Annotated in this window: 19 protein-coding genes; 9 read left to right on the forward strand and 10 right to left on the reverse strand. The window is 63.7% G+C overall.

Annotation, left to right across the window (positions count from 1 at the left end; genetic code table 11):
• Positions 1–12: 12 nt before the first annotated feature.
• Together CK224_RS20110 and CK224_RS20115 are read left to right on the forward strand one after the other, a co-directional pair.
• Entirely contained in the window at positions 13–450 is a 438-nt protein-coding gene (locus CK224_RS20110) for a hypothetical protein (RefSeq protein WP_066996874.1), read from the forward strand.
• A 121-nt stretch (positions 451–571) separates the two neighbouring features.
• Entirely contained in the window at positions 572–1,231 is a 660-nt protein-coding gene (locus CK224_RS20115; protein ID WP_066996819.1) for a response regulator transcription factor, read from the forward strand.
• Here CK224_RS20115 and CK224_RS20120 read toward each other — a convergent pair whose 3' ends face one another.
• A complete protein-coding gene (locus CK224_RS20120) occupies positions 1,232–4,717 on the reverse strand; it encodes a PAS domain-containing hybrid sensor histidine kinase/response regulator (RefSeq protein WP_095782934.1) in 3,486 nt (1,161 codons plus the stop codon). It lies immediately after the preceding gene.
• A 250-nt stretch (positions 4,718–4,967) separates the two neighbouring features.
• On the opposite strand from CK224_RS20120, the gene mscL reads away from it, so the two are divergent.
• Both mscL and CK224_RS20130 read left to right on the forward strand, forming a co-directional pair.
• Entirely contained in the window at positions 4,968–5,390 is a 423-nt protein-coding gene (mscL, locus tag CK224_RS20125; RefSeq protein ID WP_095777596.1) for a large conductance mechanosensitive channel protein MscL, read from the forward strand.
• 104 nt (positions 5,391–5,494) lie between these two features.
• On the forward strand, positions 5,495–6,661 hold the full coding sequence (locus CK224_RS20130) for a pyridoxal phosphate-dependent aminotransferase (RefSeq protein WP_095782935.1): 1,167 nt from the start codon (positions 5,495–5,497) through the stop codon (positions 6,659–6,661).
• A gap of 11 nt (positions 6,662–6,672) precedes the next feature.
• Here CK224_RS20130 and hemA read toward each other — a convergent pair whose 3' ends face one another.
• Positions 6,673–7,950, reverse strand: a complete 1,278-nt coding sequence (hemA, locus tag CK224_RS20135) for a 5-aminolevulinate synthase (protein WP_095782936.1) — start codon at positions 7,948–7,950, stop codon at positions 6,673–6,675.
• Between the two features lie 281 nt (positions 7,951–8,231).
• Between hemA and galE the strand changes: the two genes are divergently transcribed.
• On the forward strand, positions 8,232–9,227 hold the full coding sequence (gene galE, locus CK224_RS20140) for a UDP-glucose 4-epimerase GalE (protein ID WP_095777447.1): 996 nt from the start codon (positions 8,232–8,234) through the stop codon (positions 9,225–9,227).
• Between the two features lie 181 nt (positions 9,228–9,408).
• Positions 9,409–10,665 carry a D-amino acid dehydrogenase gene (locus CK224_RS20145; protein ID WP_095782937.1) on the forward strand — a complete coding sequence of 419 codons (1,257 nt, stop codon included), beginning with the start codon at positions 9,409–9,411 and terminating at the stop codon, positions 10,663–10,665.
• An 85-nt stretch (positions 10,666–10,750) separates the two neighbouring features.
• Here the strand turns inward: CK224_RS20145 and CK224_RS20150 are convergent, their stop codons facing one another.
• From CK224_RS20150 to CK224_RS20180, 7 genes are all read right to left on the reverse strand, one after another.
• Positions 10,751–12,115: an FGGY-family carbohydrate kinase gene (locus CK224_RS20150; RefSeq protein ID WP_095782938.1), complete on the reverse strand. Its 1,365-nt coding sequence runs from the start codon at positions 12,113–12,115 to the stop codon at positions 10,751–10,753.
• Complete coding sequence (rhaM, locus tag CK224_RS20155) at positions 12,112–12,426, reverse strand: L-rhamnose mutarotase (RefSeq protein ID WP_206520505.1); 315 nt, start codon at positions 12,424–12,426, stop codon at positions 12,112–12,114. The genes CK224_RS20150 and rhaM overlap by 4 nt, the downstream gene beginning before the upstream one ends.
• Positions 12,426–13,427 (reverse strand): ABC transporter permease, encoded by a 1,002-nt coding sequence (locus tag CK224_RS20160; RefSeq protein ID WP_095782939.1) that lies wholly within the window; start codon positions 13,425–13,427, stop codon positions 12,426–12,428. Before CK224_RS20160 ends, rhaM begins: the two co-directional genes overlap by 1 nt.
• The gene (locus tag CK224_RS20165) at positions 13,424–14,401 is read right to left on the reverse strand and encodes an ABC transporter permease (protein WP_095782940.1); all 978 of its coding nucleotides are present in this window, start codon (positions 14,399–14,401) and stop codon (positions 13,424–13,426) included. The genes CK224_RS20160 and CK224_RS20165 overlap by 4 nt, the downstream gene beginning before the upstream one ends.
• A complete protein-coding gene (locus CK224_RS20170; protein WP_245426030.1) occupies positions 14,398–15,954 on the reverse strand; it encodes a sugar ABC transporter ATP-binding protein in 1,557 nt (518 codons plus the stop codon). Before CK224_RS20170 ends, CK224_RS20165 begins: the two co-directional genes overlap by 4 nt.
• Before the next feature lie 119 nt (positions 15,955–16,073).
• Positions 16,074–17,069, reverse strand: a complete 996-nt coding sequence (rhaS, locus tag CK224_RS20175; protein WP_095782942.1) for a rhamnose ABC transporter substrate-binding protein — start codon at positions 17,067–17,069, stop codon at positions 16,074–16,076.
• 55 nt (positions 17,070–17,124) lie between these two features.
• Positions 17,125–17,934: a DeoR/GlpR family DNA-binding transcription regulator gene (locus tag CK224_RS20180; RefSeq protein ID WP_095777439.1), complete on the reverse strand. Its 810-nt coding sequence runs from the start codon at positions 17,932–17,934 to the stop codon at positions 17,125–17,127.
• A 186-nt stretch (positions 17,935–18,120) separates the two neighbouring features.
• Here CK224_RS20180 and CK224_RS20185 point away from each other — a divergent pair, with 186 nt between their 5' ends.
• The 3 genes from CK224_RS20185 (at position 18,121) to ggt (ending at position 23,640) form a co-directional block, all read left to right on the forward strand.
• Positions 18,121–20,223: a bifunctional rhamnulose-1-phosphate aldolase/short-chain dehydrogenase gene (locus CK224_RS20185; RefSeq protein ID WP_095782943.1), complete on the forward strand. Its 2,103-nt coding sequence runs from the start codon at positions 18,121–18,123 to the stop codon at positions 20,221–20,223.
• Positions 20,224–20,381: 158 nt separating this feature from the next.
• Entirely contained in the window at positions 20,382–21,674 is a 1,293-nt protein-coding gene (gene rhaI / locus CK224_RS20190) for an L-rhamnose catabolism isomerase (RefSeq protein ID WP_095782944.1), read from the forward strand.
• A 226-nt stretch (positions 21,675–21,900) separates the two neighbouring features.
• Positions 21,901–23,640, forward strand: coding sequence for a gamma-glutamyltransferase (gene ggt, locus CK224_RS20195; protein ID WP_095782945.1), 1,740 nt, complete (start codon positions 21,901–21,903; stop codon positions 23,638–23,640).
• Here the strand turns inward: ggt and CK224_RS20200 are convergent, their stop codons facing one another.
• Complete coding sequence (locus tag CK224_RS20200; protein WP_067322821.1) at positions 23,641–23,988, reverse strand: hypothetical protein; 348 nt, start codon at positions 23,986–23,988, stop codon at positions 23,641–23,643.
• Positions 23,989–24,048 lie beyond the last annotated feature (60 nt).

A 24,048-nucleotide genomic window follows, 5' to 3' on the forward strand; every position in this document is an offset into this window, starting at 1 on the left:
ATGGAGGATAACATGCGTCTGCAGCACATTCTAATCCCGGCGGCGCTTTGCTCGCTGGTCGCCGCATCGGCCTATTCCGAGGAGACGGACCGCTATCGGCTCGAAAAGTCCGCCAACGGCTATGTCCGCATGGACACCCAGACCGGCGCCATGTCGATCTGCGAGGAGCGCTCCGGCCAGCTCGTCTGCAAGTTGGCCGCCGACGAGCGCTCCGCCTTCCAGGACGAGATCGACCGGCTGCAGAGCACGGTGAAGGCACTCGACGAGCGCGTCGCGAAGCTCGAGAACTCGCTCTCGGCCCGGCTGGAGTCCCAACTGCCGAGCGAGGAGGATTTCAACAAGACGATGAGCTACATGGAGCGCTTCTTCCGCAGCTTCATGGATATCGTCAAGGACATCGACAGGCAGGAAGGCGACGGTGGCACGAAGCCCAGCCCGCAAAAGACCTGAGCTCCCGGGAAAAAGCCTGCGCGCGCGGCCTTTGCTGCTTGAAAACGCGCCGCGCCGCCGCATAATCGTTCCGATCCCGTAAGAAAGCACACAATCGGCGATGGGATCCGGGGAGGAATATTTGCCGTCGGGCCACACTTTCGTCATTGCCGACGACCATCCGCTGTTTCGCGGCGCGCTAAAGGAAGCGCTGGCCGGCATAGGCGACGTTGCCGCCATCCATGAGGCCGGCGATTTCGAAAGCGCCAAGGCGCTGGTCGTCGCCAATGAAGACATCGACATGGTGCTGCTCGATCTGTCGATGCCGGGCGCCAGCGGCCTGTCCGGACTGATCTCGCTGCGCGGCATCCATGCCTCGGTGCCGCTGGTGGTGGTGTCGGCTCATGACGATCCAGCCACCATCCGCCGCGCGCTCGATCTCGGCGCGTCCGGCTTCATCTCCAAATCGGCAAGCATGGAGGAGATACGCAGCGCCGTCCTGACTGTGCTTGCCGGCGATATCGCAGCACCCGCCGGCATCGAGCTCGGCGTCGAGCGCGACCCGGAGATTTCCGATCTGATCAAGCGCCTGCAGGCGCTGACGCCGCAGCAGACGAGGGTGCTCGGCATGTTGGCCGAAGGCCTGCTCAACAAGCAGATCGCCTATGAGCTCGGCGTCTCCGAAGCCACCATCAAGGCGCATGTCTCGGCTATATTGCAGAAGCTCGGCGTCGACAGCCGCACCCAGGCGGTCATCCAGCTTTCCAAGATCGGCGGCGACCCGCTGCAGCCGGTGAGCTGATCATTCCGCCGCGGGCGCCAGCGCCCTGACGCGCGCCATCATCGAGCGCAGCACGGCAGGCTTCAGCGGCTTGTTGATCACCGGCACATCGAGCAGACCAGCAGCAGTGCGCACCTCGCTGGAGCGGTCTGCGGTGACCAGCACGCAGGGCAGGTCCTTGCCGTAGGCGGCGCGCAGCTTGGCGATGGCGTCGAGCCCGGTGCCGCCGTCGAGATGATAGTCGGCGAGCACCACATCCGGCCTTGCCGCACCCGGGTGCATCAGATCCTGCGATCCCGAAGCGGTCTCGACGCTGCAGCCCCAGCCTTCGAGCAGCAGTCGCATGCCGTCGAGGATTCGCGCGTCATTGTCGATGCACAGCACATTGAGTCCGGCAAGTGAGGATGGCGCGCGCGCGGGCGCCTTTCCCGTCTCGCGCGGCGGCGCCGCGATCGCGGCGACCGGCAGGATGACGGAAAAACGCGTGCCCTTGCCGGGATTGGAGAAGATGCGGATTTCGAGCCTGAGAACCCTGGCGATGCGGTCGACGATGGAAAGGCCAAGGCCAAGGCCTTCGGCCTCGCGAGCGCCCTCGTCCAACCGGGTGAATTCGTGGAAGACGGTGTTCAGCTTGTCGGCGGCAATGCCGATGCCGGTGTCGATCACCTGGATCTCGGCCAGCTCGCCGCGCCTTCTCACCCCGACCAATATGCGGCCTTCGCGCGTGTATTTGATCGCATTGGAAACGAGGTTCTGGATAAGCCGGCGAAGCAAATTGCGGTCGGTCATCACGCCGAGCGACGACGGCATGATTTTCAGGCCGAGCTTCTTTTCGGCGGCGAGCGGGCGAAAATCGTTGCCGATCTGGCCAAGCAGCCCGCCGAGGCTGAAGGCGGTGTCCTCGGGCTTCAACGCGCCGGCGTCGAGCCGCGATATGTCGAGCACCGCGCCGAGGATGGTCTCGACCGATTCCAGTGAGGATTCGATGTTGGTCGCGGCCCTGCCGGCCGGCCCCTTGCCGGCCTTCTCGATCAGCGAGGAGCAATAGAGCCTGGCGGCGTTGAGCGGCTGCAGGATGTCGTGGCCCGCGGAGGCGAGGAAGCGCGTCTTGCTGAGATTGGCTTCCTCGGCAAGCATCTGCGCCTGCGCCAGCTCCTCGTTGACGCGGGTGAGCTCGGCGGTGCGGCTCCTGACCCGCTGCTCCAGCGATTCATTGGCCCGCTTCAGCGCCAGGTCCTGCTCGACGCGGCCGGAAATGTCGGCATAGGTGGCGACGATGCCGCCGTCGGGCATCGGGTTGGAACGCAGCTCCAGGATGCGGCCGCTGGTCCTGAGCTCCATCTGCCAAGGACCGACGAAGCTGGTCAGCCGGTTGAGCATCGTAACCCGCTGGTCGGCGGCGATATCGCCGCGCTCGGCCAGATGCCGCAGGATCTGGTCGAGCGACACGCCCACTTGGCCCATCTCGTCAGGCAGATCGAACAGCGCCCTGTATTGCCGGTTCCAGCAGATCAGCCGCAAATCCCGGTCGAAGACGGTGATGCCCTGCTCCATCTGGTCGAGCGCGATCTGCAGCAGGTCGCGGTTGTGCTGCAGCGCCTCGGTGGCGTCGTCGAGCAGCCGGAAGGCGTCCTTGGAGTCGCGGTCGTTGCGGCGGAACAGCAGCGACAGGATAAGCCGCGCCGACGACGAGCCCACGGCGCTCGCCAGCAACTGCTCCGAGAAACGGATGACGTCCATGCTGGCCTGTTCCTTGCCGTGCAGGGAGACGTTCGCGTTCTTCTCGAAGGACTGGAAGGAGCGCTCGGTGCGCTCGACGCCGAGATAGCGGGAAATCGTGTCCTTGAGGTCGTTGACCGTGACGGCGGTGCGGAAGCGGCGCAGGCTTGGCATCGGCCCCGCCTCGCGCGGCACGAAGATCGCCGCCTGGATACGCTCCAGTGGCACCGATGCGCGGGACAGCGAACCCATCACGAAGAACAGCGTGTTGACTGACAGGCTCCACAGCACGCCGTGGTTCAGCGGCTCGCCGACGGTGCCGAACAGCGCCTGGGGTCTCAGCGCCTCGAAGCCGAACAGTCCATGGACGACAAAGTCGGAGCCGGGACCGACGAGGGAAGGGAGCAGCAGAGTGTAACCCCAGACCGCGATGCCGGCGACCATGCCGAGGGCGGCGCCTCGGCCATTGGCGCGGCGCCAGATCAGCCCGCCGATCAGGGCGGGCGCGAATTGCGCAATCGCTGCGAAGGACATCAGCCCTATCGAGGACAGCCGCGCGCTGTTGGTGCTCTCGCGATAGTAGAGGAAGGCGATGAACAGCATGATGAAAATCGACGCTCGCCGAACGTTCAGGATCAGCGTCGACCAGTCTTCGTTCTCCGAAGAAGTGGTCTTGAGCAATCGACGCACGAACAGCGGGATGACGAGGTCGTTGGAGATCATGATCGACAGCGCCACGCTCTCGACGATGACCATGGCGGTGGCCGCCGAAAGGCCGCCGATGAAAGCGATCATCGCCAACACGTCGTGGCCGCTGAATAGCGGCAGCGACAGGACGTAGAGGTCGCTGCTGGTCCTTGCGCCGACCAGCGACAGCCCGGCAAAGGCGATCGGCAGGACGAACAGGTTGATCGCCACGAGATAGAGCGGAAACACCCAGGTCGCGGTGCGCAGCTCGGCCTCGCTGCGATTCTCGACGATGGTGACGTAGAATTGGCGCGGCAGCATCAGGATGGCGAAGCCGCTCAAGGTCGTCAGCACAAGCCAGGTGACCAAGGACGTGTTGTAGCCCATCGCCTGGCGCACCTCGGCATTCGCCCCGAGCGTCGCCAGCATGTCGCCGGGGCCGCCGAAGATGAGAAAGGTGACCATAAGGCCGATGGCGAGGAAGGCCGCGAGCTTGACCACCGTCTCGACCGCGACCGCCAGCACCAGCCCGTCCTGGTGCTCGGTGGCGTCGGCGTGGCGGGTGCCGAACAGGACCGCAAACAGCGCCAGCAGCATCGCCACCACCAGCGAGATGTCGCTTACGAAAGGATCAAAGGAAGGCGGCGATCCCGTATAGTGCTCGATCATCAGGCTGACCGAGCCGGAGATCGCCTTGAGCTGCAGCGCGATATAGGGCACGGCGCCGACCGTGGCGATCAGGGTCGCGATAGCCGCGACGGCAAAACTCTTGCCGTAGCGGGCGCCGAGAAAGTCCGCAATCGAGGTGATCTTTTCGCTCTTTGCCAGCCGGACGATGCGGTTGAGCAGCGGGAAGCCGAACACGAAGACCAGCACCGGGCCGGTGTAGATGCCGAGGAATTCGAGACCCCGCTCGGAGGAGAGCCCGACCGAGCCGAAGAAGGTCCAGGAGGTGCAGTAGATGGCGAGGCTGAGCGCATAGATGGAGGGCCGTGCGCGGCCGAGCCCGGCTGCCACGGAGCGCCGGTCGCCGACGCTGGCGATGGCAAAAAGCAGCGTCACATAGGCGATCGCGATGATGACGACGAACCAGCCTTGCACGGTTCGAACTTCCTTCCTGACCGGCTGCTCGTCCGGTTATCAAACGCAACCACAGCTTTGACGCCAAGTCCACCGCGGCTTTCGACGCATAGGTGCTTGGTGACGCCCAGAAGCGCGAACCGGTTAGGCACAAACCGGCGGCTCCGCCCTTTTTCCGGTTTTGCAACTGGGGGTTTTTGTTATTGTGGCTTCGGGGCCGGCGCCGGAGAGCCGGGGCGGCAGCGCGGCCCGTCATGGCAAGGAGGGTCGGATGCTGAAAGAATTCCAGGAATTCATCTCCAAGGGCAATGTGATGGACTTGGCCGTCGCCGTCATCATCGGCGCCGCCTTCGGCAAGATCGTCGATTCGCTGGTCAATGACATCATCATGCCGATCATCGGCGCGATTTTCGGCGGGCTTGACTTCAACAATTACTTCTTTGGGCTGTCCTCCAATGTGCACTCGGCCACGCTGGCCGAAGCCAAGAAAGAGGGAGCCGTTTTCGCCTATGGCAGCTTCATCACCGTCGTGCTGAATTTTCTGATCCTCGCCTTCATCATTTTCTTGATGGTCAAGGCAGTGAACAATCTGCGCAGGCGGCTGGAGCGAGAGAAGCCCGCGCCTGCAGCGGCGCCGCCGCCGGCGGATGTCCAGCTTCTGACCGAAATCCGAGACCTGCTCGCCAGGAAATAACGCATCCAACGTTCTTTGCTGGACCAAAACCCCGGCCGCTTGCGGCTGGGGTTTTCTGTTCAGTGATCTGGTAAGAGCGCAGCAAAACGAGCACGGATTTGTCCATGACCCTGATTGAGACCTTGCGCGCCCAAGCCCGTGCTGCCCCCGAAAGCGGCATTGTCGCCGTCGTCAATCACGGCCGCTTGCGCGAAGGCCTGATTCCGCTCTGGGCCGGAGAGGGCGACCTGCCGACGCCTTCCTTCATCAGCGATGCCGCCGCAGGCGGCCTCGCCAATGGCGAGACCTTCTACACCTGGCAGAAGGGCATTCCCGAGCTTAGGCAGGCGCTCGCCCGCTACTATACCAGGCATTTCGGCCAGCGCTTCGCCGAGGAAGAATTCATCGTCACCGGCTCGGGCATGCATGCCATTCAGCTGGCCATCGACGCGATCGCCGGCAGCGGCGACGAGGTCGTCTATCTCTCGCCGGCGTGGCCGAATTTCGCTGCCGCCGCCGGTGTTGCCGGCGCTGTTCCCGTGCCGGTCACGCTCGACCAGTCCGGCAATGGCTGGTCCTGCGATGTCGACAAGATCGCAGCCGCCATCACGCCGCGTACCAAGGCGCTGTTCATCAATACCCCCTCGAACCCGACCGGCTGGACAGCCGACAAGGAAACGCTTCAAGCGATCCTCGATCTGGCCCGCACGAAGAAGCTTTGGATCATCGCCGACGAGATCTATGCGCTGTTCCACTATGGCCACGGCCGCGCGCCGTCTTTCCTCGATATCGCAACGGCGGAAGACCGCATCCTGTTCGTCAACAGCTTCTCCAAGAACTGGGCGATGACCGGCTGGCGAGTCGGCTGGATCAAGACGCATCCGGCGCTGCAGCAGGTGTTCGAGAACCTGATCCAGTATTCGACCTCGGGCGTCGCCCAGTTCATGCAGCGCGGCGCGGTTGCGGCCCTCGACAAGGGTGACGGCTTTATCGTCGAGCAGGTGGAGCGGGCACGTGCGGCGCGCGATCTGGTCTGCGACATCCTGGGTGCCACCGGCAAGGCGCGCTTCACCGTGCCGCAAGGTGCGTTCTACCTGTTCTTCACCGTCGACGGCATCACCGATTCCCGCGCCGCCGCCTTCGACATCGTCGACAACGCCAATGTCGGTCTGGCGCCCGGCACGGCCTTCGGCCCCGGCGGAGAGGCTTTCCTCAGACTATGCTTCCACCGCCGCCTCGATCAGCTCGAGGAAGCGGCAAATCGCCTGGCGAAATGGATGAAGACGGTCTGAGACGGGTGGCTTCAGCCGCCTGATTTCGGCACCAGGAGTGGAATAATCCGGTCGCTCTTGGCGACGGCCGGGCGGCCGGAGGCGGCATAGGGGATGCCGAGCGCGTCCCAGGTCTCGACCAGCGCGTCCTGCAGTTCGGCGATCAGCGCGTCGGAATGGAAGGGTGTCGGCGTGATGCGCAGCCGTTCGGTGCCGCGCGGCACCGTCGGATAGTTGATCGGCTGGATGTAGATGCCGTGGACGCCAAGCAGGCGGTCGCTCGCCATCTTGCAAAGCTCGGGATCGCCGACCAGCACCGGCACGATATGGGTGGCCGATTCCATCACCGGCAGCCCGGCCGCGGCAAGCACCTGCTTGGCCCGCGCTGCCTGGCGCTGCTGGGCGTCGCGCTCGGCCTGCGAGCGCTTCAAATGCCTGATCGAGGTGGTGGCGGCCGCCGCGATCGCGGGCGGCAGCGCGGTGGTGAAAATGAAGCCCGGCGCATAGGAGCGCACCGCGTCAATCACAGCGCTCGTACCGGTGATGTAGCCGCCCAGAGTGCCGAAGGCCTTGGCCAGCGTCCCCTCTATGATGTCGATGCGGTCGGCAAGGCCTTCGCGCTCCGTGATGCCGCCGCCGCGCGCACCATACATGCCGACGGCATGCACCTCGTCGATATAGGTCATGGCGTTGTAGCGCTCGGCGAGCTCGACGATCTGCTTGATCGGCGCGATGTCGCCGTCCATCGAATAGACGCTTTCGAAGACGATCAGCTTGGCGCGCTCGCGTCCTGCCGCCTGCAGCAGGCTTTCCAGATGCGCAACGTCGTTGTGGCGGAAGATCTTCTTCTCGGCCCCGGAACGCCGCACGCCTTCGATCATCGAGGCATGGTTCAACTCGTCCGAGATGAGCAGGCAGTTGGGCAAGAGCCTGGCGATGGTCGAGATCGAGGCTTCGTTGGAAACGAAACCGGAGGTGAAGACCAGCGCCGCCTCCTTGTCGTGCAGGTCGGCGAGCTCATGCTCCAGCTCGACCAGCGGGTTGGACGTGCCGGAAATGTTGCGGGTGCCGCCGGCGCCCGAGCCCATCCGGCCCGCCGCGTTCTGGAAGGCGGCGATGACGTCCGGATTCTGGCCCATGCCGAGATAGTCGTTGGAGCACCAGACGGTGATTTCCTGGGCGCGACCGTTGGAGCGCCAGATGGCGCGTGGAAACTTGCCCACGATGCGCTCGAGGTCGGCGAAAACGCGGTAGCGCCGCTCGGCATGGAGCTGGTCGATCGCGTCTTCGAAGAACCGCTGGTAGTTCATGTCGGCTTCCCAATTTTGCGCCGGATCATAGTCACGGGCCTATGTTACGTCCACCGCGCCGCACCGGTCAAAATGCCACGCCCCGCGCCTGTTCCTAACGATGCCGGATCATGGCCTATTCCCGGGGATGTGAACCAGCTTTGTTTCGGTACGATGCCTCGGGCAGGCGGAACTGTTACAGACTTAACACTAAAATGGGAGGCTAATGGGCTTACGGCGGGGTTTCCAGCATGGCGGCTGTTGAGACAGTTTCCGATAAATCTTGATCAGCGAGGTAAGCGATGACGGTTTTGGTGACGGGCGGTGCCGGCTATATCGGCAGCCACATGGTCTGGGAGCTTTTGGACGCTGGCGAAAGCGTCGTCGTGCTCGACAGGCTTTCCACCGGCTTCGAATGGGCGGTGGCGCCGGAGGCGAAGCTCGTCGTCGGCGACGTCGCCGATCGCGATCTGGTCGGCCGGATCATCCGGGAAAACAAGGTCGACGCCATCATCCATTTCGCCGGCTCGATCGTGGTGCCGGAATCGGTCGCCGATCCGCTCGGCTATTACGAGAACAACACCTGCAAGACACGCGCGCTGATCGAAACCGCCGTGCGCGAGGGCGTGCCACATTTCATCTTCTCGTCCACCGCGGCAGTCTATGGCGGCGCAGGGCTGGAGCCGGTGCGTGAGGACGCGCGGCTGGCGCCGGAATCCCCTTACGGCCTCTCCAAGCTGATGAGCGAGTGGATGCTGCGGGATGCCGCGATTGCGCACGACATCCGCTATACGGCGCTGCGCTATTTCAATGTCGCCGGCGCCGATCCCAAGGGCCGCACCGGACAGTCGACGCCCGGCGCCACGCATCTGATCAAGGTCGCCTGCGAGACGGCGCTCGGCAAGCGGCCATTCATGCAGGTCTTCGGCAAGGACTATCCGACACCGGACGGCACCTGCATCCGCGACTACATCCATGTGAGCGATCTGGCGGCGGCGCACCGGTTGGCACTGCAGCGGCTGCGCGATGGCGGGGAGAGCCTCGTCGCCAATTGCGGCTACAGCCACGGCTATTCGGTGCTGGAAGTGATCGACAGCGTGCGCCGCGCCTTCGGGCATGATTTCGACGTTCGCATGGGTGCGCGACGGCCGGGCGACGCCGCCGCCGTGGTCGCCAATTCCGATCTTGCCCGCAAGGAGTTCGGCTGGACGCCGCAGCGCGACGATCTCGACCAGATCGTCAAGGACGCGCTGGCCTGGGAACGCATCCTGACGACCAAGAACTCCGTTCGAAACTAAGCAGTTCAGGAAAGTGTGTGGCGGTTGGGTTCGGCGACTTCGCCGTAGCCTTCATCCGGAATTGCGTAAATGACACTGACCTGTTGGGCCAAGGGCTCGTCCGGCGCTTTTAGACGCGGTATTGAGGCTCATGCGGCGGTACGCCGAAGGCGCACTTTTTGAATGAGCCTTGAGGGACGGCATGAAGGTCTTGGTGCTCGGCGCCGGCGTGGTTGGCACGGCGGCCGCCTACTATCTGGCTAAAGACGGTCATGAAGTGACGGTGATCGAGCGCCATGAGGCAGCGGCGCGCGGCACCAGCCAGTCGAACGCCGGCCTGGTCTCGCCGGGCGACGCCACCGCCTGGGCCTCGCCGGCGGCGCTGAAGACCTTTTTGCGCGCGCTCTGGAACCATGACCTCGGCATCAAGGTCCGGCTGCGCCTCGATCCGTATTTCTATGCCTGGAGCCTGCGCTTCCTGCGCGAATGCACCGTAGCGCGCCTGCGCGCCAACACCGACGTCAAGCTGAGGCTCGCGCTCTATTCGCGCGACTGCATCAATGCGCTCTCGGAGGCGACCGGCATCCACTACGACGAACGCAAGAAAGGCATCCTCTACTTCTTCCGCTCGCAGAAAAGCTTCGACACCGGCACCGACAATTACCGCTATCTCGGCGAGCACGGCCTACCGATCGAGATCGTCGGCCGCGACCGCCTAGCCGAGCTAGAGCCGGGCCTTGCCGGCGTGAAGGACAAGATCGCCGGCGGCATCTATTCGCCGATCGACCAGACCGGCGATTCCAAGCAATTCGTCGACAAGCTCGCCGCCTATGCGGCCGAGAAGCTTGGCGTCAGGTTCCTGTTCGGCACGACAATCGAGGGTCTCGACATCGAGGGCGACCGGGTGCGAGCCGTGATGACCTCGGCCGGACCGGTTGCGGGCGACGCCGTCGTCATCTCGATGGGACCCGAAAGCGGCCTGTTCGGCCGCCGCTACGGCATCGACCTGCCCGTCTACCCGGTGAAGGGCTACACCGTGACCGTCCCGCTCGATGACGAGAGCAAGGGCCCGACCATGGGCGGCGCCGACGAGGACCGGCTGATCGGCTATTCGAGGCTGGGCAACCGGCTGCGGATGTCCTCGACGGCGGAATTCATAGGCTTCGATCGCAGCTTCAAGCCGCGTGATTTCAGAACCATCCTGGAAACCGGCAAGGACCTGTTCCCGGGCGCCTTCGACGAGAAGAAGGCGCTGCTTTGGGCAGGCCTGAGGCCGATGATGCCGAGTTCCGTGCCCATCTTCGGTCAGGCGAAATACCGCAACCTCTATCTCGACACCGGCCACGGCCATCTCGGCTGGACCATGGCTTGCGGCTCGGGAAAATTCCTGTCCGACCTCGTCGCCGGCCGCAAGCCGGAGATCGATCCGCAAGGGTTGCTTTACGCGACATCGGGCTGAGACGATCGGTGCGCAAGTTGCCACTGGCCTATGTCGGCGCTGGTCGGCGCGACCTGTCAAATTGTGTCAAATACCATGGCGCGGATCATGTCCCGACAACCCGCTGCCACGCTCGCGCGCAATCGTGCCAAGCCGGATCTGCGGGTGGCTCGGTCCGCTCGCCTTTGCTCATTGCGGTAGCGCCGTCTGACGCCAGCAGTGCCGCGCCGATGCTCGTTCCTGTCGACGTCTCCGACGCAATGACAGCCCGTCCCGTTGCCGCCGCCAGCATGCGGATGAAAAGCGGGTTCCGCGCAAAGGGCCCTTCGACCGTCGTCCGCCCGTCGCCGCCAATCAACTCCAGGCAGGTCGCGGTCATCAGCGCGAGATAGAACGAGATCGCGGCGAAGCGCTGGCCGGGGGGCAAGCCCTCGGCGTTGACCCATTGCGCGGCGCGGTGAGGGAATGGCCCGGAGCCTTGTTGGGTTGACGGCAGAAGCGATGCTTTTCGTGCCAGCACGGCGGCAACATCGGCCTCGGTCCAGTCCTGCGCCTGGCCTTCAGTCAGCAGCGAAAACTCGCGTCCACCCATGAAGCGCGCCGACGGCACGGGATGGCCCTGCGCATTGACATTGACCAGCGTGTCGCGCGCCGCATCGAGCTCGACCTTCTTGCCGCCGACCGCCATCGAGACCACCCATGTGCCGGTCGAGACGACGGAGAAGGGCGGCCGATCGGAGAACAGATGCGGGAGCAGCGAAGCGTTGGAGTCGTGCAGGCCGCAGAATACGGGAGTCGCGGGGTCGAGCCCTGTCAGTCGGGCAATCGCCGGCAGGATCGATCCGAGCCTGTCCTTCGCCCGACGCACGGGCGCCATCAGCGGACGCCAGCCCATCCTGTCGACCAGCGAGGAATAGTCGGACGTCCAGGGGTTCCACAGATCGGTGTGGCAGCCCAGCGATGTCACTTCGTTGGCGGCCACGCCGGTCAGCCGCAGCGCCCAATATTGCGGGTACATCAGGATCGCGGCGGACTTGGCGAATTCCACTGGAAAGCGCTTTTGCTGCCAGAAGAATTGCGCGCCGAGATTAAGGCCGATGGGCAACCGCGGCGTGCCTGTTTCGGCGAAGGGAGCGCGTACGGCGTCGTAGTCGGCCGCAAGCTGGTCGGGGCCGTCGAATTCATAGTCGAGCACCGGCAGCACCAGTTCGCCGGCGGCGTCGACCAGCGCCCCGGTCGCGCCATGCGTGGTGATCGAGATCGCATCGATCCGCCGCTCGCGGTTGATATCGGCGAGGCTGTTCAGGATGAACGTCCACAGCGCCTCGACATCGTGATGCGGGTAGGGCGCCTGCCAAACGGGCGCGTTCGCGGTGCGGCGCAGCGCTATCTCGCTCGGCGTCGTGAGCTCGACCAGCGCCACCTTGGCGTTGGTCTTGCCGATATCGATGACGGCGACGTGGCGGATCATGCCATATGGAACATGGTTTCCAGCGGCACCGCCACCGGCTCATTGTCGGGTTTGGTTTCCATGAGGTCGGCCATATGCGCCCACCAGCGCTGCATCACAGGATGTTTCGGCAGGTCGGCCATGCCGTGATCGTCGCGCCGCCACAGCACGCCGAAGAGGATGCTGGTCTCCTCGTCGAGATGGATCGAATAGTCGGAGACGCCGGCATCTCTCAGCAGCTCCGCCAGCTCAGGCCAGATCTCGTCATGGCGGCGCTTGTACTCGGCCTTCATGCCGGGATTGAGCTTCATCTTGAAGGCGTGTTTCTCCATCAGGCGAAACGTCCTTCGCGCAGCCGCCGCCAGACGATCGGCAGCGCAATGACGATGATCAGCAGCAGGCCGATGAAGATCGACATGACGATGCCGGGCACGTTGAGCAGGCCGAGGCCGAAGGTCACCAGCCCCATGATGAAGGCGGCAAGAACCACGCCGAGGATGCTGCCGGCGCCGCCGAGGATCGACACACCTCCCAGCACCACCATGGTGATGGCCTCCAGCTCATAGCCCTGCGCGATCGACGGCCTTGTCGAGCCGAGCCGCGACGTGATCAGCACCGAGGCGATGCCCGACATCAGCCCGGTGAGGCAAAACAGGATGAATTTGATGCGGTCGACGCGCACACCGGAGAACTGGCAGGCGACCGGATTGTTGCCAATGGCAAAGACGCGCCGGCCGAAGCTCGTGCGATGCAGCACGAACCAGTAGACCAGCGCCGCGAAAAGGAACAACGCCAGCTCGAACGAGAAGACCCACCAGACATAACCCTGGCCGAAGAAGGCGAAAGTCTCCGGATATCCCTTATAGGCCTTGTCGCCGAGGATGATGAAGGCGATGCCGCGAAACAGGCTCATCGTGCCGATGGTGACGACGATGGAAGGCAGGCCGAGCCTGGTGACGAGCAATCCGTTGAAGGCGCCGCAGCCGAGCCCGACGGCGATGCCGATCGCGACCAGCACCGGCGTGCCGGCGCCCGCCTGCGCCGCCATGCCCATCATCGTCGAAGCGAGCGCGACAATCGCGGCAACCGACAGGTCGATCTCGCCCGAGATGATCAGCAGCGCCATTGCAAGCGCAATCAGGCCCTTTTCGGTGAAGTTGAAGGTCAGATCCGAGAGCGACCACGGGTCGAGGAAATAGGGCGAGGCGAAGCTGTTCACCGCGAAGATGAGGATCGCGATGACTACGAGCAGTGCCTCCCAGGAAAAGATCGCCGAAGAAAGCGGCTTGTCGAGCCGGTCGGGGATATGGCGCGGGGCAGGGGTGTCGGTCATGCCGCTTCCGCCTTTCTGAGGATGATGCGACCCTGCCGGCGCTCGCCGCGCGCGTTGAGCACCACGGCCAGGATGATGGCGCTGCCGGAGATCGCCATCTGCCAGAAGGGCGAGATGTTGATGACCGGCAGCGCGTTGGAGATGATGCCGAGGAAGAGCGCGCCGAGCACCGCGCCGCCGACCGAGCCAATGCCGCCGGCGATCGAGATGCCGCCGATGACGCAGGCGGCGATGATGTTGAGCTCGTAGCCGTTGGCGACTTCGACCGAGGCGATCACGTAGCGCGAGATCCATAAGTACCCGGCTAGCCCGCCGATCATGCCGGAAATGCAGAAGACGATGAACTTGGTGCGGCCGACATCGATGCCGGCATAGACCGAGGCGGTCGGGTTGACGCCGATGGCATAGATCGAGCGGCCGATCTGCGTGCGCGTCATCGCCAGAAAGAACAGCGCAATGACGAAAAGCGCGATCCACGACAGGACCGGCAGGCCGAGGAAGGCGGCGCGCTGGAAGTTGATGAAGTCGGGGCTCATCTGGTCGGCATTGACCCAGGCGCCGCCGGAGACGACGAAGGTGGCGCCGCGATAGATGGTGAGCGTGCCGAGCGTGACCACGATGGACGGGATATTCAGCCGCCACACCAGGAAGCCGTTGATGGCGCCGAGTAGGAGGCCGACAAGCAGTGCGATGACGATCAGCACCGGGATCGGGATCGCCGGATGGGCAGCGTTGAGCATCGCCACCACCATGCCGGTGAAGCAGAGGTTGGACGCCATCGACAGATCGATCGAGCGCGTCAGGATCACCACCATCTGGCCGAGCGCCAGGATCATCAGGATCGAGGTGTCATTGAACACCTGGCGCAGATTGGCCGGATCGGCAAAACCGGGGAAGCGGGTCGAGATCAGCCCGATCAGCAGGACGATGCCGGCGAGCAGCCAGATCTCGCGGTATTTGAGAAAATTCTTCATGCCGCGATCCCCGCTGCGGTCCTGACCAGCGTCTCGGCGTCGAGGCCTTTGTTGTCGTAGGTGGCCGCGATACGGCCTTCACGCATGACGACGACCCGGTCGGACATGCCGAGGATTTCCGGCAATTCCGAGGAGACCATGATCACCGATAGCCCCTGCGCCACCAGCTCGGCCATGAAGCCGTGCACGGCGGCTTTGGAGCCGATGTCGATACCCTTGGTCGGCTCGTCGAGGATGATCACCTTCGGCGTCGTCGCCAGCCATTTGGCGATGACCACCTTCTGCTGGTTGCCGCCGGAAAGCGTGCCGACATCCTGGCTGAGCGACGAGGCGCGCAGGTCCAGCCGCTCGGTGTAGGAGCGGGCAAGTGAGAATTCTTCCGCCAGCTTGAGCACACCGGATTTCGAGGTGCGCGCAAGCGAAGGCAGGGATACGTTCTGAAAGATCGGCAGGCCGATGACGACACCCTGCTTGCCGCGCTCTTCCGGCACATAGACGATGCCGGCCTCGATCGAATCCGCCGCCGATTTCGGCGCGATTGAGTTGCCGTCCAGCGAAATCGTGCCGCGGCTGGTGCGCGTAATGCCGGCGATCGCCTGCATCACCTCGCTGCGGCCGGCACCGACGAGGCCATAGAAGCCGAGGATTTCGCCCTTGCGCAATTCGAAGCCGATATCGTCGAACTCGGTCGGGTGCGACAGGCCGGAGACCGACAGCACCGGAGCGCCGATCTTCGGCTCGCGCTGCGGAAAGATGTGGTCGACGTTGCGGCCGACCATCATACGCACGATCTCGTTCTGGCCGGTGTCCTTGAGCAGGCCTTCGCCCACCATCTCGCCGTCGCGGAAGACGGTGTAGCGGTCGGCGATGCGGTAGATCTCGTCGAACTTGTGGCTGATGAAGAGCACCGCCTTGCCTTCGCTCTTCAGGAATTCGATCAAGAGGAAAAGTTCCTCGATCTCCTTCATCGAAAGTGCGGCGGTCGGCTCGTCCATGATGACGATGCGCGCGTCGATGGACATGGCGCGTGCCACCGCCACCAGATGCTTGTTGGCGATGCCGAGGTCCTTCAGCCGAGCATCGGCGTCGATGTGGCCGGCGCGCATCGTCTCCAGCACCTCGCGCGCATTTTTGCGCATGGTGCGCCAGTCGATGGTGCCGAAGCGGGTGCGCGGCGCATGGCCGAGGAAGATGTTTTCGGCGACCGAAAGGTCGTCGAACAGCACCGTCTCCTGATGGATGGCGGTGATGCCGTGGCCGAAGGCGGCATGCGCGCTGGGCAGCGTCGTGGCCTGGCCGTCGATGCTGATTTCGCCGGCGTCGGGCTGGTAGATGCCGGTCATGATCTTGACCAGCGTCGACTTGCCGGCGCCGTTCTCGCCGATCAGCGCCGTCACCTGTCCGGGATAGAGCGACAGGCTGACATTGTGCAGCGCCCGAACGCCCGGAAAACTCTTGGAGATGCCTGAGAGCGTCAGGCGCGGGGCCACTTTACCCTCGCCCTCGCGGGGAGGGTCGCGAACAACGTGAGCGGGATGGGGGTTGTCTAGCATATCAAGTTAAGGTCCTGGTGCATGGAAGCGTCGTCACCTCCACCCCGTCTCGCCAGTTTTGCTTCGCGACACCGCCTCGCCGACCCTCCCCGCAAGGGGGAGGGTGCAAGCTCCTCAGATCAATAGATCTTTGAGAACTTCTCGATGTTGGTCTTGTCGAACTGGAAGGGCGGAGCCATCGCAGCCGAGTTGGTGTCGTCGAGCGTCACCTTGCCGACGCGGCCGATCGACAGCGTGGCGCCGGGCTTGGCCTCTTCTTTCTTCACCGCCAGGTCATGCGCGAGATAGATCGCCGAGTAGCCGAGGTCGATCGGGTTCCACAGCGCGACCGCCTGGCTGGCGCCGTTGTCGATGAACTTCTTGAACTCCGACGGCAGCGCGAGGCCGGTGACGTTGACCTTGCCGATCAGGTTCTCGTCGGTGACGACCTGCGCGGCGGCAACGACGCCGACGGTGGTCGGCGCGATGATCGCCTTGAGGTTCGGATAGGATTTCAACAGGCCCTTGGCTTCGTCGGTGCTCTTGGCGGAGTCGTCGTCGCCATAGACGGTGGCGACCAGCTTGATCTTCGGGAACTTCTCCGGCAGCACCTTCTTGGCCGCTTCGATCCAGGCATTCTGGTTGGTCGCGGTCGACGATGCCGAGAGGATGGCGACATCGCCGCCTTCCGGCAGGTAGTCGGCGGCGAGCTTGATGATGGTTTCGCCGATCAAATTGGTGTCGGACGGGTTGAGGTGGAGCTGGCGGCCTTCCTTGGCGACGCCGGAGTCCCACGAGATCACGGTGATGCCGCGATCCATCGCCTTCTTCAGCACCGGCACCAGCGCATCGGCGTCATTGGCCGAGACGGCGATGGCATTGACCTTCTGCGCGATCAGCGAGTTGATCACCTCGATCTGCGCCTCCGCCGTCGCCTTGGTCGGACCGGTATAGATCACGTCGACGTCGCCCAGTTCCTTGGCCGCTTCCTCGGCGCCCTTGTTGGCGGCGTCGAAGAAGCCGTTGCCGAGCGACTTCACGACCAGCGCGATCTTGACGTTCTCGGCATAGGCGCCATTCACGAACATGGCGGCGGAAAAGGCCGCCGTGACCAGCAGTTTCTTCAAAAAGCTCATCGAATATCCTCCCTTGAGCGTTGCATTCCATCGCCGCTGCGGGCGCGAGTTGTCCTCAGGCCTGCAGTGAAGATTCCTCCTTGTCGCTTGACTGTTTGCGGGCGACGATCAGCGCCACGCCCGCGGTTTCCAGCATCTTGGCTTCGCGGTCGTCGATACCGTCGTCTGTGATCACGGTCGTGATGCGCGACAGCCCGCACAGGATCAGGCTGGAGCGCATGCGGAATTTCGAGGAATCGACCAGCACCACCAGCTCGTCGGCCTGGTCAATCAGTTTTTGCTCCGCCTGGATCAGCAGCGGGTCGCCTTCCATCAGGCCGAGCGGTCCCAACCCTTGAGCGCCCATGAACATGCGCCGCGCATAGAAATTGCGCGTCACATCGTTGTCGAAGGGCGACAGGATGATGTTCTGCTCGCGATAGATCGTGCCGCCCGACAGCATCACCGTGTTCTTCGAGTGCTTGAGCAGGTGCTCGGCGATCGGGAACGAGTTGGTGAAGATCGGCATGCGGCGGCCGGTCAGGAAATGCACCATCTGGAAGGTCGTGGTGCCGCCATTGATGATGATCGGCTCGCCGTCCTTGCAAAGGTTCACCGCTTCGCGGGCGATCGCCCGCTTCTGCGCGGCGTTCAGCGTTTCGTTGACCGAGAAGGGCCGGCCGGCAAGGCCGATGACTTGCGGCGGTGAGATCGCCTCGGCGCCGCCGCGCACCCGGCGCAGGCGCTTTTGCACATGCAGCGCCGCGATATCGCGCCGAATCGTCGCCTCGGAGGAGTCCGTCAGGTCGACCATTTCCTGCACCGTCACCACAGGCTTTTCCTGGACGGCGGACAGAATGATCCTGTGGCGCTCTTTTTCGTGCATGGTTCCTCCCTGCCTGGCTATCAGGCACCAGAAAACGCGCAGTGTCAATCATTTCCGATCACATATTTTCATTGTGCAGTGCAATATGATCGATCTTGATCGTTTATGATTGACAAGAGGCCCTGTTGCGTAGACATTCCAGCCAAATTGGACTGCTCGGTTTTAGCGTCCCAAGGGAGGATACCTATGCTCGACAAGCGCTCCGGCTCGCGCCTCGCCAATCTGTGGGACGATGCAAGGGCCGAAGGGATGAGCGGTCCCGAGCTTCTGGTCTATCGCTCGAACACGCTGGGTTCAGACAAGCGCGTCACCAATTATGGCGGCGGCAACACCTCGTCCAAGGTCTGGCAGAAAGACCCGCTGACCGGTGAGGACGTCGAGGTGCTGTGGGTCAAGGGCTCGGGCGGCGACAGCGCTTCGATCAAGCTCGACGGATTTGCGACCCTCTACATGGACAAGCTGCGCGCGCTAAAGAGCCTCTATCGCGGCGTCGACCACGAGGATGAGATGGTGGGCTATCTGCCCCACTGCACCTTCAACCTCAATCCGCGCACGGCCTCCATCGACACGCCGCTGCATGCCTTTGTGCCGAAGGCTTGCGTCGACCACATGCATCCCGATGCCATTATCGCGATTGCCGCGGCGAAGGACTCCAGAGCGATCACGAAAGAGGTGTTTGGCGAGGCCATCGGCTGGCTGCCTTGGAAGCGGCCGGGCTTCGAGCTTGGGCTGTGGCTGGAGAAATTCTGCCGCGAGAACCCCGACGCCAAGGGCGTGGTTCTCGAAAGCCACGGCCTGTTCACTTGGGGCGACACGCCGAAGGAATGCTACGAAACGACGATTTCGGTGATCAATCAGGCGATCGACTGGTTCGAGCGCAAATCCGACGGCAAGGCGATCTTCGGCGGCGAGGTGGTGAAGGCGCTCGACGCGCCGGCACGGCGTGCCATTGCCGCGAAACTCATGCCGAGAATCCGCGGCCTGATCTCGGAAAAGAGCCATAAGCTCGGCCATTTCGACGACCAGCCGGCAGTGCTCGAATTCGTCAATTCGAAAGACCTGCGCCCGCTGGCGGCGCTGGGCACGTCCTGTCCGGACCATTTCCTGCGCACCAAGATCCGGCCATTGGTAATCGAGTTCGATCCGGCAAGGCCGGATGTCGATGCCGTCATCGCGCGCCTCGCCGACGACATTGCAGCCTATAGGGTCGGCTACCAGGCCTACTACGACAGTTGCAAACATCCGGACTCGCCCGCCATCCGCGATCCGAACGCGGTCGTCTATCTGATGCCGGGCGTCGGCATGTTCACTTTCGCCGGCGACAAGGCGACGGCGCGCATCTCCGGCGAGTTCTACGTCAACGCCATCAACGTCATGCGCGGCGCCTCGACGGTCTCGTCCTATGTCGGCCTGCCGGCTCAGGAGGCCTTCGACATCGAATACTGGCAGTTGGAAGAAGCCAAGCTCCAGCGGCTGCCGAAGCCGAAGGCGCTGGCGGGACAGATCGCGCTGGTCACCGGCGGCGCCGGCGGCATCGGCCGCGCCACCGCCAACCGGCTGCTGCTCGAAGGCGCCTGCGTCGTGCTGGCCGATATCGATGAGACCGCGCTAGCCGGCGCTCACGAAGAACTGTCGAAGGCCTACGGCAAAGACTTCGTCCGTCCGGTGCGGATCGACGTGACCTCGGAAGATCAGGTCACGTCGGGCTTTGCCGAAACTTCGGTCGAGTTCGGCGGCATCGACATTCTCGTTTCCAATGCCGGCCTGGCCTCCTCGGCGCCGATCGAGGAGACGACGCTGGCGTTGTGGAACAAGAATATGGACATCCTGTCGACCGGCTATTTCCTCGTTTCGCGCGAGGCTTTCCGGCTGTTCCGCGCGCAGAAGATCGGCGGCAATGTCGTCTTCGTCGCCTCCAAGAACGGCCTTGCCGCTTCGCCCAACGCCGCCGCTTACTGCACGGCCAAGGCGGCCGAGATCCATCTCGCGCGCTGTCTCGCGCTTGAGGGTGCGGAGGCGCAGATCCGGGTCAACGTCGTCAATCCGGACGCCGTGCTGCGCGGCTCCAAGATCTGGACCGGCGAATGGAAGGAACAGCGCGCCGCCGCCTACAAGATGTCGACCGACGATCTCGAGGAGCATTACCGGTCGCGTTCGATGCTGAAACGCTCGGTATTTCCGGAAGATATCGCCGAAGCGATCTACTTCTTCGCTTCCGACATGTCGGCCAAGTCGACCGGCAACATCGTCAATGTCGACGCCGGCAACGCGCAGAGTTTTACGCGGTAAATTGTCAGAGCCAGCGCTGCCCCTCACCTTACCCTCTCCCCGTAAGAACGGGGAGAGGGGGCGCCAGCGCTGGAGCGCGTTCCTTCTCCCCGTGACTATACGGGGAGAAGGTGCCGGTAGGCGGATGAGGGGCAGCGCAGACGAATTGGGAGGAAAAAATGTCCGAACAGATCATCTCAGCCGACCTCGTCGCCAACCACAACTCGGCTCGCCAACCCGCCCTCGAGCGCGACTACGCCTCGCTCGGCGAGCGCCTCGACCGGCGCGGCATAGCCATTGATGCGATCCGCGACCAAGTCGAAAAATTCGGCGTCGCGATCCCCTCCTGGGGCGTCGGCACCGGCGGCACGCGCTTTGCCCGTTTTCCCGGCCCCGGCGAGCCGCGCGACATCTTCGACAAGATCGAGGATTGCGCCGTCATCAGCCAGCTGACGCAAGCGACGCCTACCGTCTCGCTGCATATCCCGTGGGACAAGGCCGATCCGAACCGGCTGAAGCAGGCGGCGGCGCGTTTCGGGCTCGGGTTCGATGCGATGAACTCCAACACCTTTTCCGACGCGAAGGACCAGAAGCTCTCCTACAAATTTGGCTCGCTGTCGCACGCCGATGCCGGCACGCGCCGCCAGGCGGTCGAGCACAATCTCGAATGCATCGAGATCGGCAGGACGCTTGGGTCGAAGGCGCTGACGGTATGGATCGGCGACGGCTCGAACTTCCCCGGCCAGGTCAGTTTCGCCAAGGCCTTCGAGCGCTATCTCGACGCCATGCGGCAAATCTACGCCGGCCTGCCGGACGACTGGCGGCTGTTTACCGAGCACAAGATGTACGAGCCGGCCTTCTATTCGACCGTCGTGCAGGACTGGGGCACGAACTACATCATCGCCAAGGAGCTCGGCGACAAGGCCTTCTGCCTCGTCGACCTCGGCCACCACGCGCCCAACGTCAACATCGAGATGATCGTGTCGCGGCTGATTCAATTCGGCAAGCTCGGCGGCTTCCACTTCAACGATTCCAAATATGGCGACGACGATCTCGACGCCGGTTCGATCGATCCTTACCGGCTGTTTTTGGTCTTCAACGAGCTGGTCGATGCAGAGCTTTCGGGTGCCAAGGGCTTCCATCCCGCGCATATGCTCGACCAGAGCCATAACGTCACCGATCCGATCGAAAGCCTGATGCTGTCCGCGGTCGAGGTGCAGCGCGCCTATGCGCAGGCGCTGCTGGTCGACCGCAAGGCGCTGGACGGTTTTCAGGAAGCGAACGACGCGCTGATGGCGACGCAGACGCTGAAGACCGCCTACCGCACCGATGTCGAGCCGATCCTCGCCATGGCGCGGCTGAGAACCGGCGGCGCCATTGATCCGGTCGCCGCCTATCGCGAGGCCGGCTACCGGGCGAAGGTCGCGGCGGAGCGGCCGGGCGTCGCCGGCGGTGGCGGCGGGATCGTCTGACACCCTCATCCGGCCGCTTCGCGGCCGCCTTTCTCCCAAGGCAGAAGCGGTTGGCGTCGGCGCTGACGAGCTCCTTCCCCCGCGGGAAGAGGTCGGACTGCCCCCGAATTGCCCTTCGCAATTCGGGGGGCAGGTGAGGGGCTCTGCCCAATGCTACTCCAATTGTTATTGGACTAACGCGCTCCAACGGTCTTTCCTGGGTGTCCCCCCGCCTTGGAGACCCACCATGCATCTCACCCGCCGGACGCTGATCGCCGTCAGCTTTGCGCTCACTGTTGCCTTCACACCATCGGCCGCCGTTTTTGCGGCTTCGCCGGCTCCCGCCAAGGGCGAGCACGGCATGGTGGTGACCGCCCAGCATCTCGCCACCGAAGTCGGCATCGACGTGCTGAAGAAGGGCGGCAACGCCGTCGATGCGGCGGTCGCCGTCGGCTATGCGCTGGCCGTCGTCTATCCGAATGCCGGCAATATCGGCGGCGGCGGTTTCATGACCATCCGCTTGAAGGACGGCCGTTCGACCTTCATCGATTTCCGCGAGCGCGCGCCCCTTGCGGCGACCAAGACGATGTATCTCGATAAGGAGGGCAAGCCGATCAAAGGTGCCAGCCTTGACGGTTATCTCGCCGTCGGCGTGCCTGGTTCGGTGGCCGGCTTCGAGATGGCGCGCGAGAGATACGGGACCTTGTCCAGACAGGATCTCATGGCCCCGGCGATCGCCTATGCCAAGGACGGCTTCGTCCTCAACCAGGGCGACGCGGCCTCCTTCGCCGGCGGCGCCGACCGGCTGGCCAAGGATCCGGCAGCGGGCGCTATTTTTCTGAAAAAAGACGGGAAGCCCTATGGCATCGGCGAGAAGCTAGTTCAGTCGGACCTTGCGGCCTCGCTCTCGGCGATCTCCGAGAAAGGCCCCGATGCCTTCTACAAGGGGCCGATTGCCGACTCGATCGTCAAGGCGAGCGGCGCCAAGGGCGGCATCCTCGCCAAAGGCGATTTCGAGCAATACGCGGTGCGCGAGCTGAAGCCGGTGACCTGTTCCTATCGCGGCTACGAGATCATCTCCTCGCCGCCGCCGAGTTCGGGCGGCGTCATCATCTGCGAAATCCTCAATGTGCTCGAAGGCTATCCGCTGTCCTATCTCGGAGCCGGCTCGGCCGAGACCGTCCACGTCATGGTCGAGGCCATGCGTCATGCCTATGTCGACCGCAATTCGGCGCTCGGCGATCCGGATTTCGTCGACAATCCGGTCTCGAAACTGCTCGACAAGGACTATGCCAAGGACATCCGCGACAAGATCGATCCGTTCCGCGCCGGCGTCTCGCAGGACTTGATGCCCAAGGGCTTCGGCGAGTCGAAGGAAACCACCCATTATTCTATCATCGACAAGGACGGCAACGCGGTAGCCGTCACCTATACGCTCAATGGTTCCTTTGGCGCCGGCGTCGTCGCCGACGGCACCGGGATCCTGCTCAACAACGAAATGGACGATTTCACCCAGAAGCCCGGCGTGCCCAACCTCTACGGACTGGTCCAAGGCGAGGCCAACGCGATCCAGCCGAAGAAGACGCCGCTGTCCTCGATGAGCCCGACCGTCGTTGTGAAGGACGGCAAGCCGTTCATGGTCATCGGCAGCCCGGGTGGCTCGCGCATCATCACCATCACGCTGGAGGCGATCGTCAACGTCATCGACCACGGCATGAACATTCAGGAGGCGATCGACGCCCCGCGCATCCACCATCAATGGCTGCCCGACACCGTCTATGTCGAGCCTTTCGGGCTTTCTCCCGACACCGAAAGGCTGCTTGCCGGTATGGGCTATCATCTCGATCTCAGCGACCAGACCTGGGGCCAGGCGGCCGGCATCCTTGTAGGCGGCAAGAGCCTGGCGGAGATCGAGAAAGGTGGCGGCGCCCGCTACAACGGAGCCATCGACAGCCGCGCCGCTTCCGGCGAGGCGCTGGGCTACTGACTACACGACGAGGGTAATGGTCGAGGCAATCAGCAGCACCGCCGCGATGCCGACGAACAGCGCATACATGCGCGGCCGGTCAATCAGCAGCGCGTTGCCCGAAATCCAGGCCGAAGTAGCGCCGCCCAACGCAAACAGGAAGCCGTTGCGGTGGCCGAAGGTCATCGAGGCGGCCATCAGGCCGCCGATGATCAGCGCGCCGAACACGATGATGACGGCAACGGCATATTTCTCGAAATCATTGCCGCTGCCCATCGCCGGTCCCATGGCGTTGAGATTCGGCAGATCGTCCGGATCAAAGGGGCTGGCCGAGCCGTATTCGTCTTGACCGAGGGATTCGCGCATCATTCGTTCTCCGCTGAGCGGCAACAAACCATCAACGCTTGCCAAGTGCAACCGGCAACGCCA

The sequence above is a fragment of the Mesorhizobium sp. WSM3862 genome (assembly GCF_002294985.1).
Classification (GTDB): Bacteria; Pseudomonadota; Alphaproteobacteria; order Rhizobiales; family Rhizobiaceae; genus Mesorhizobium.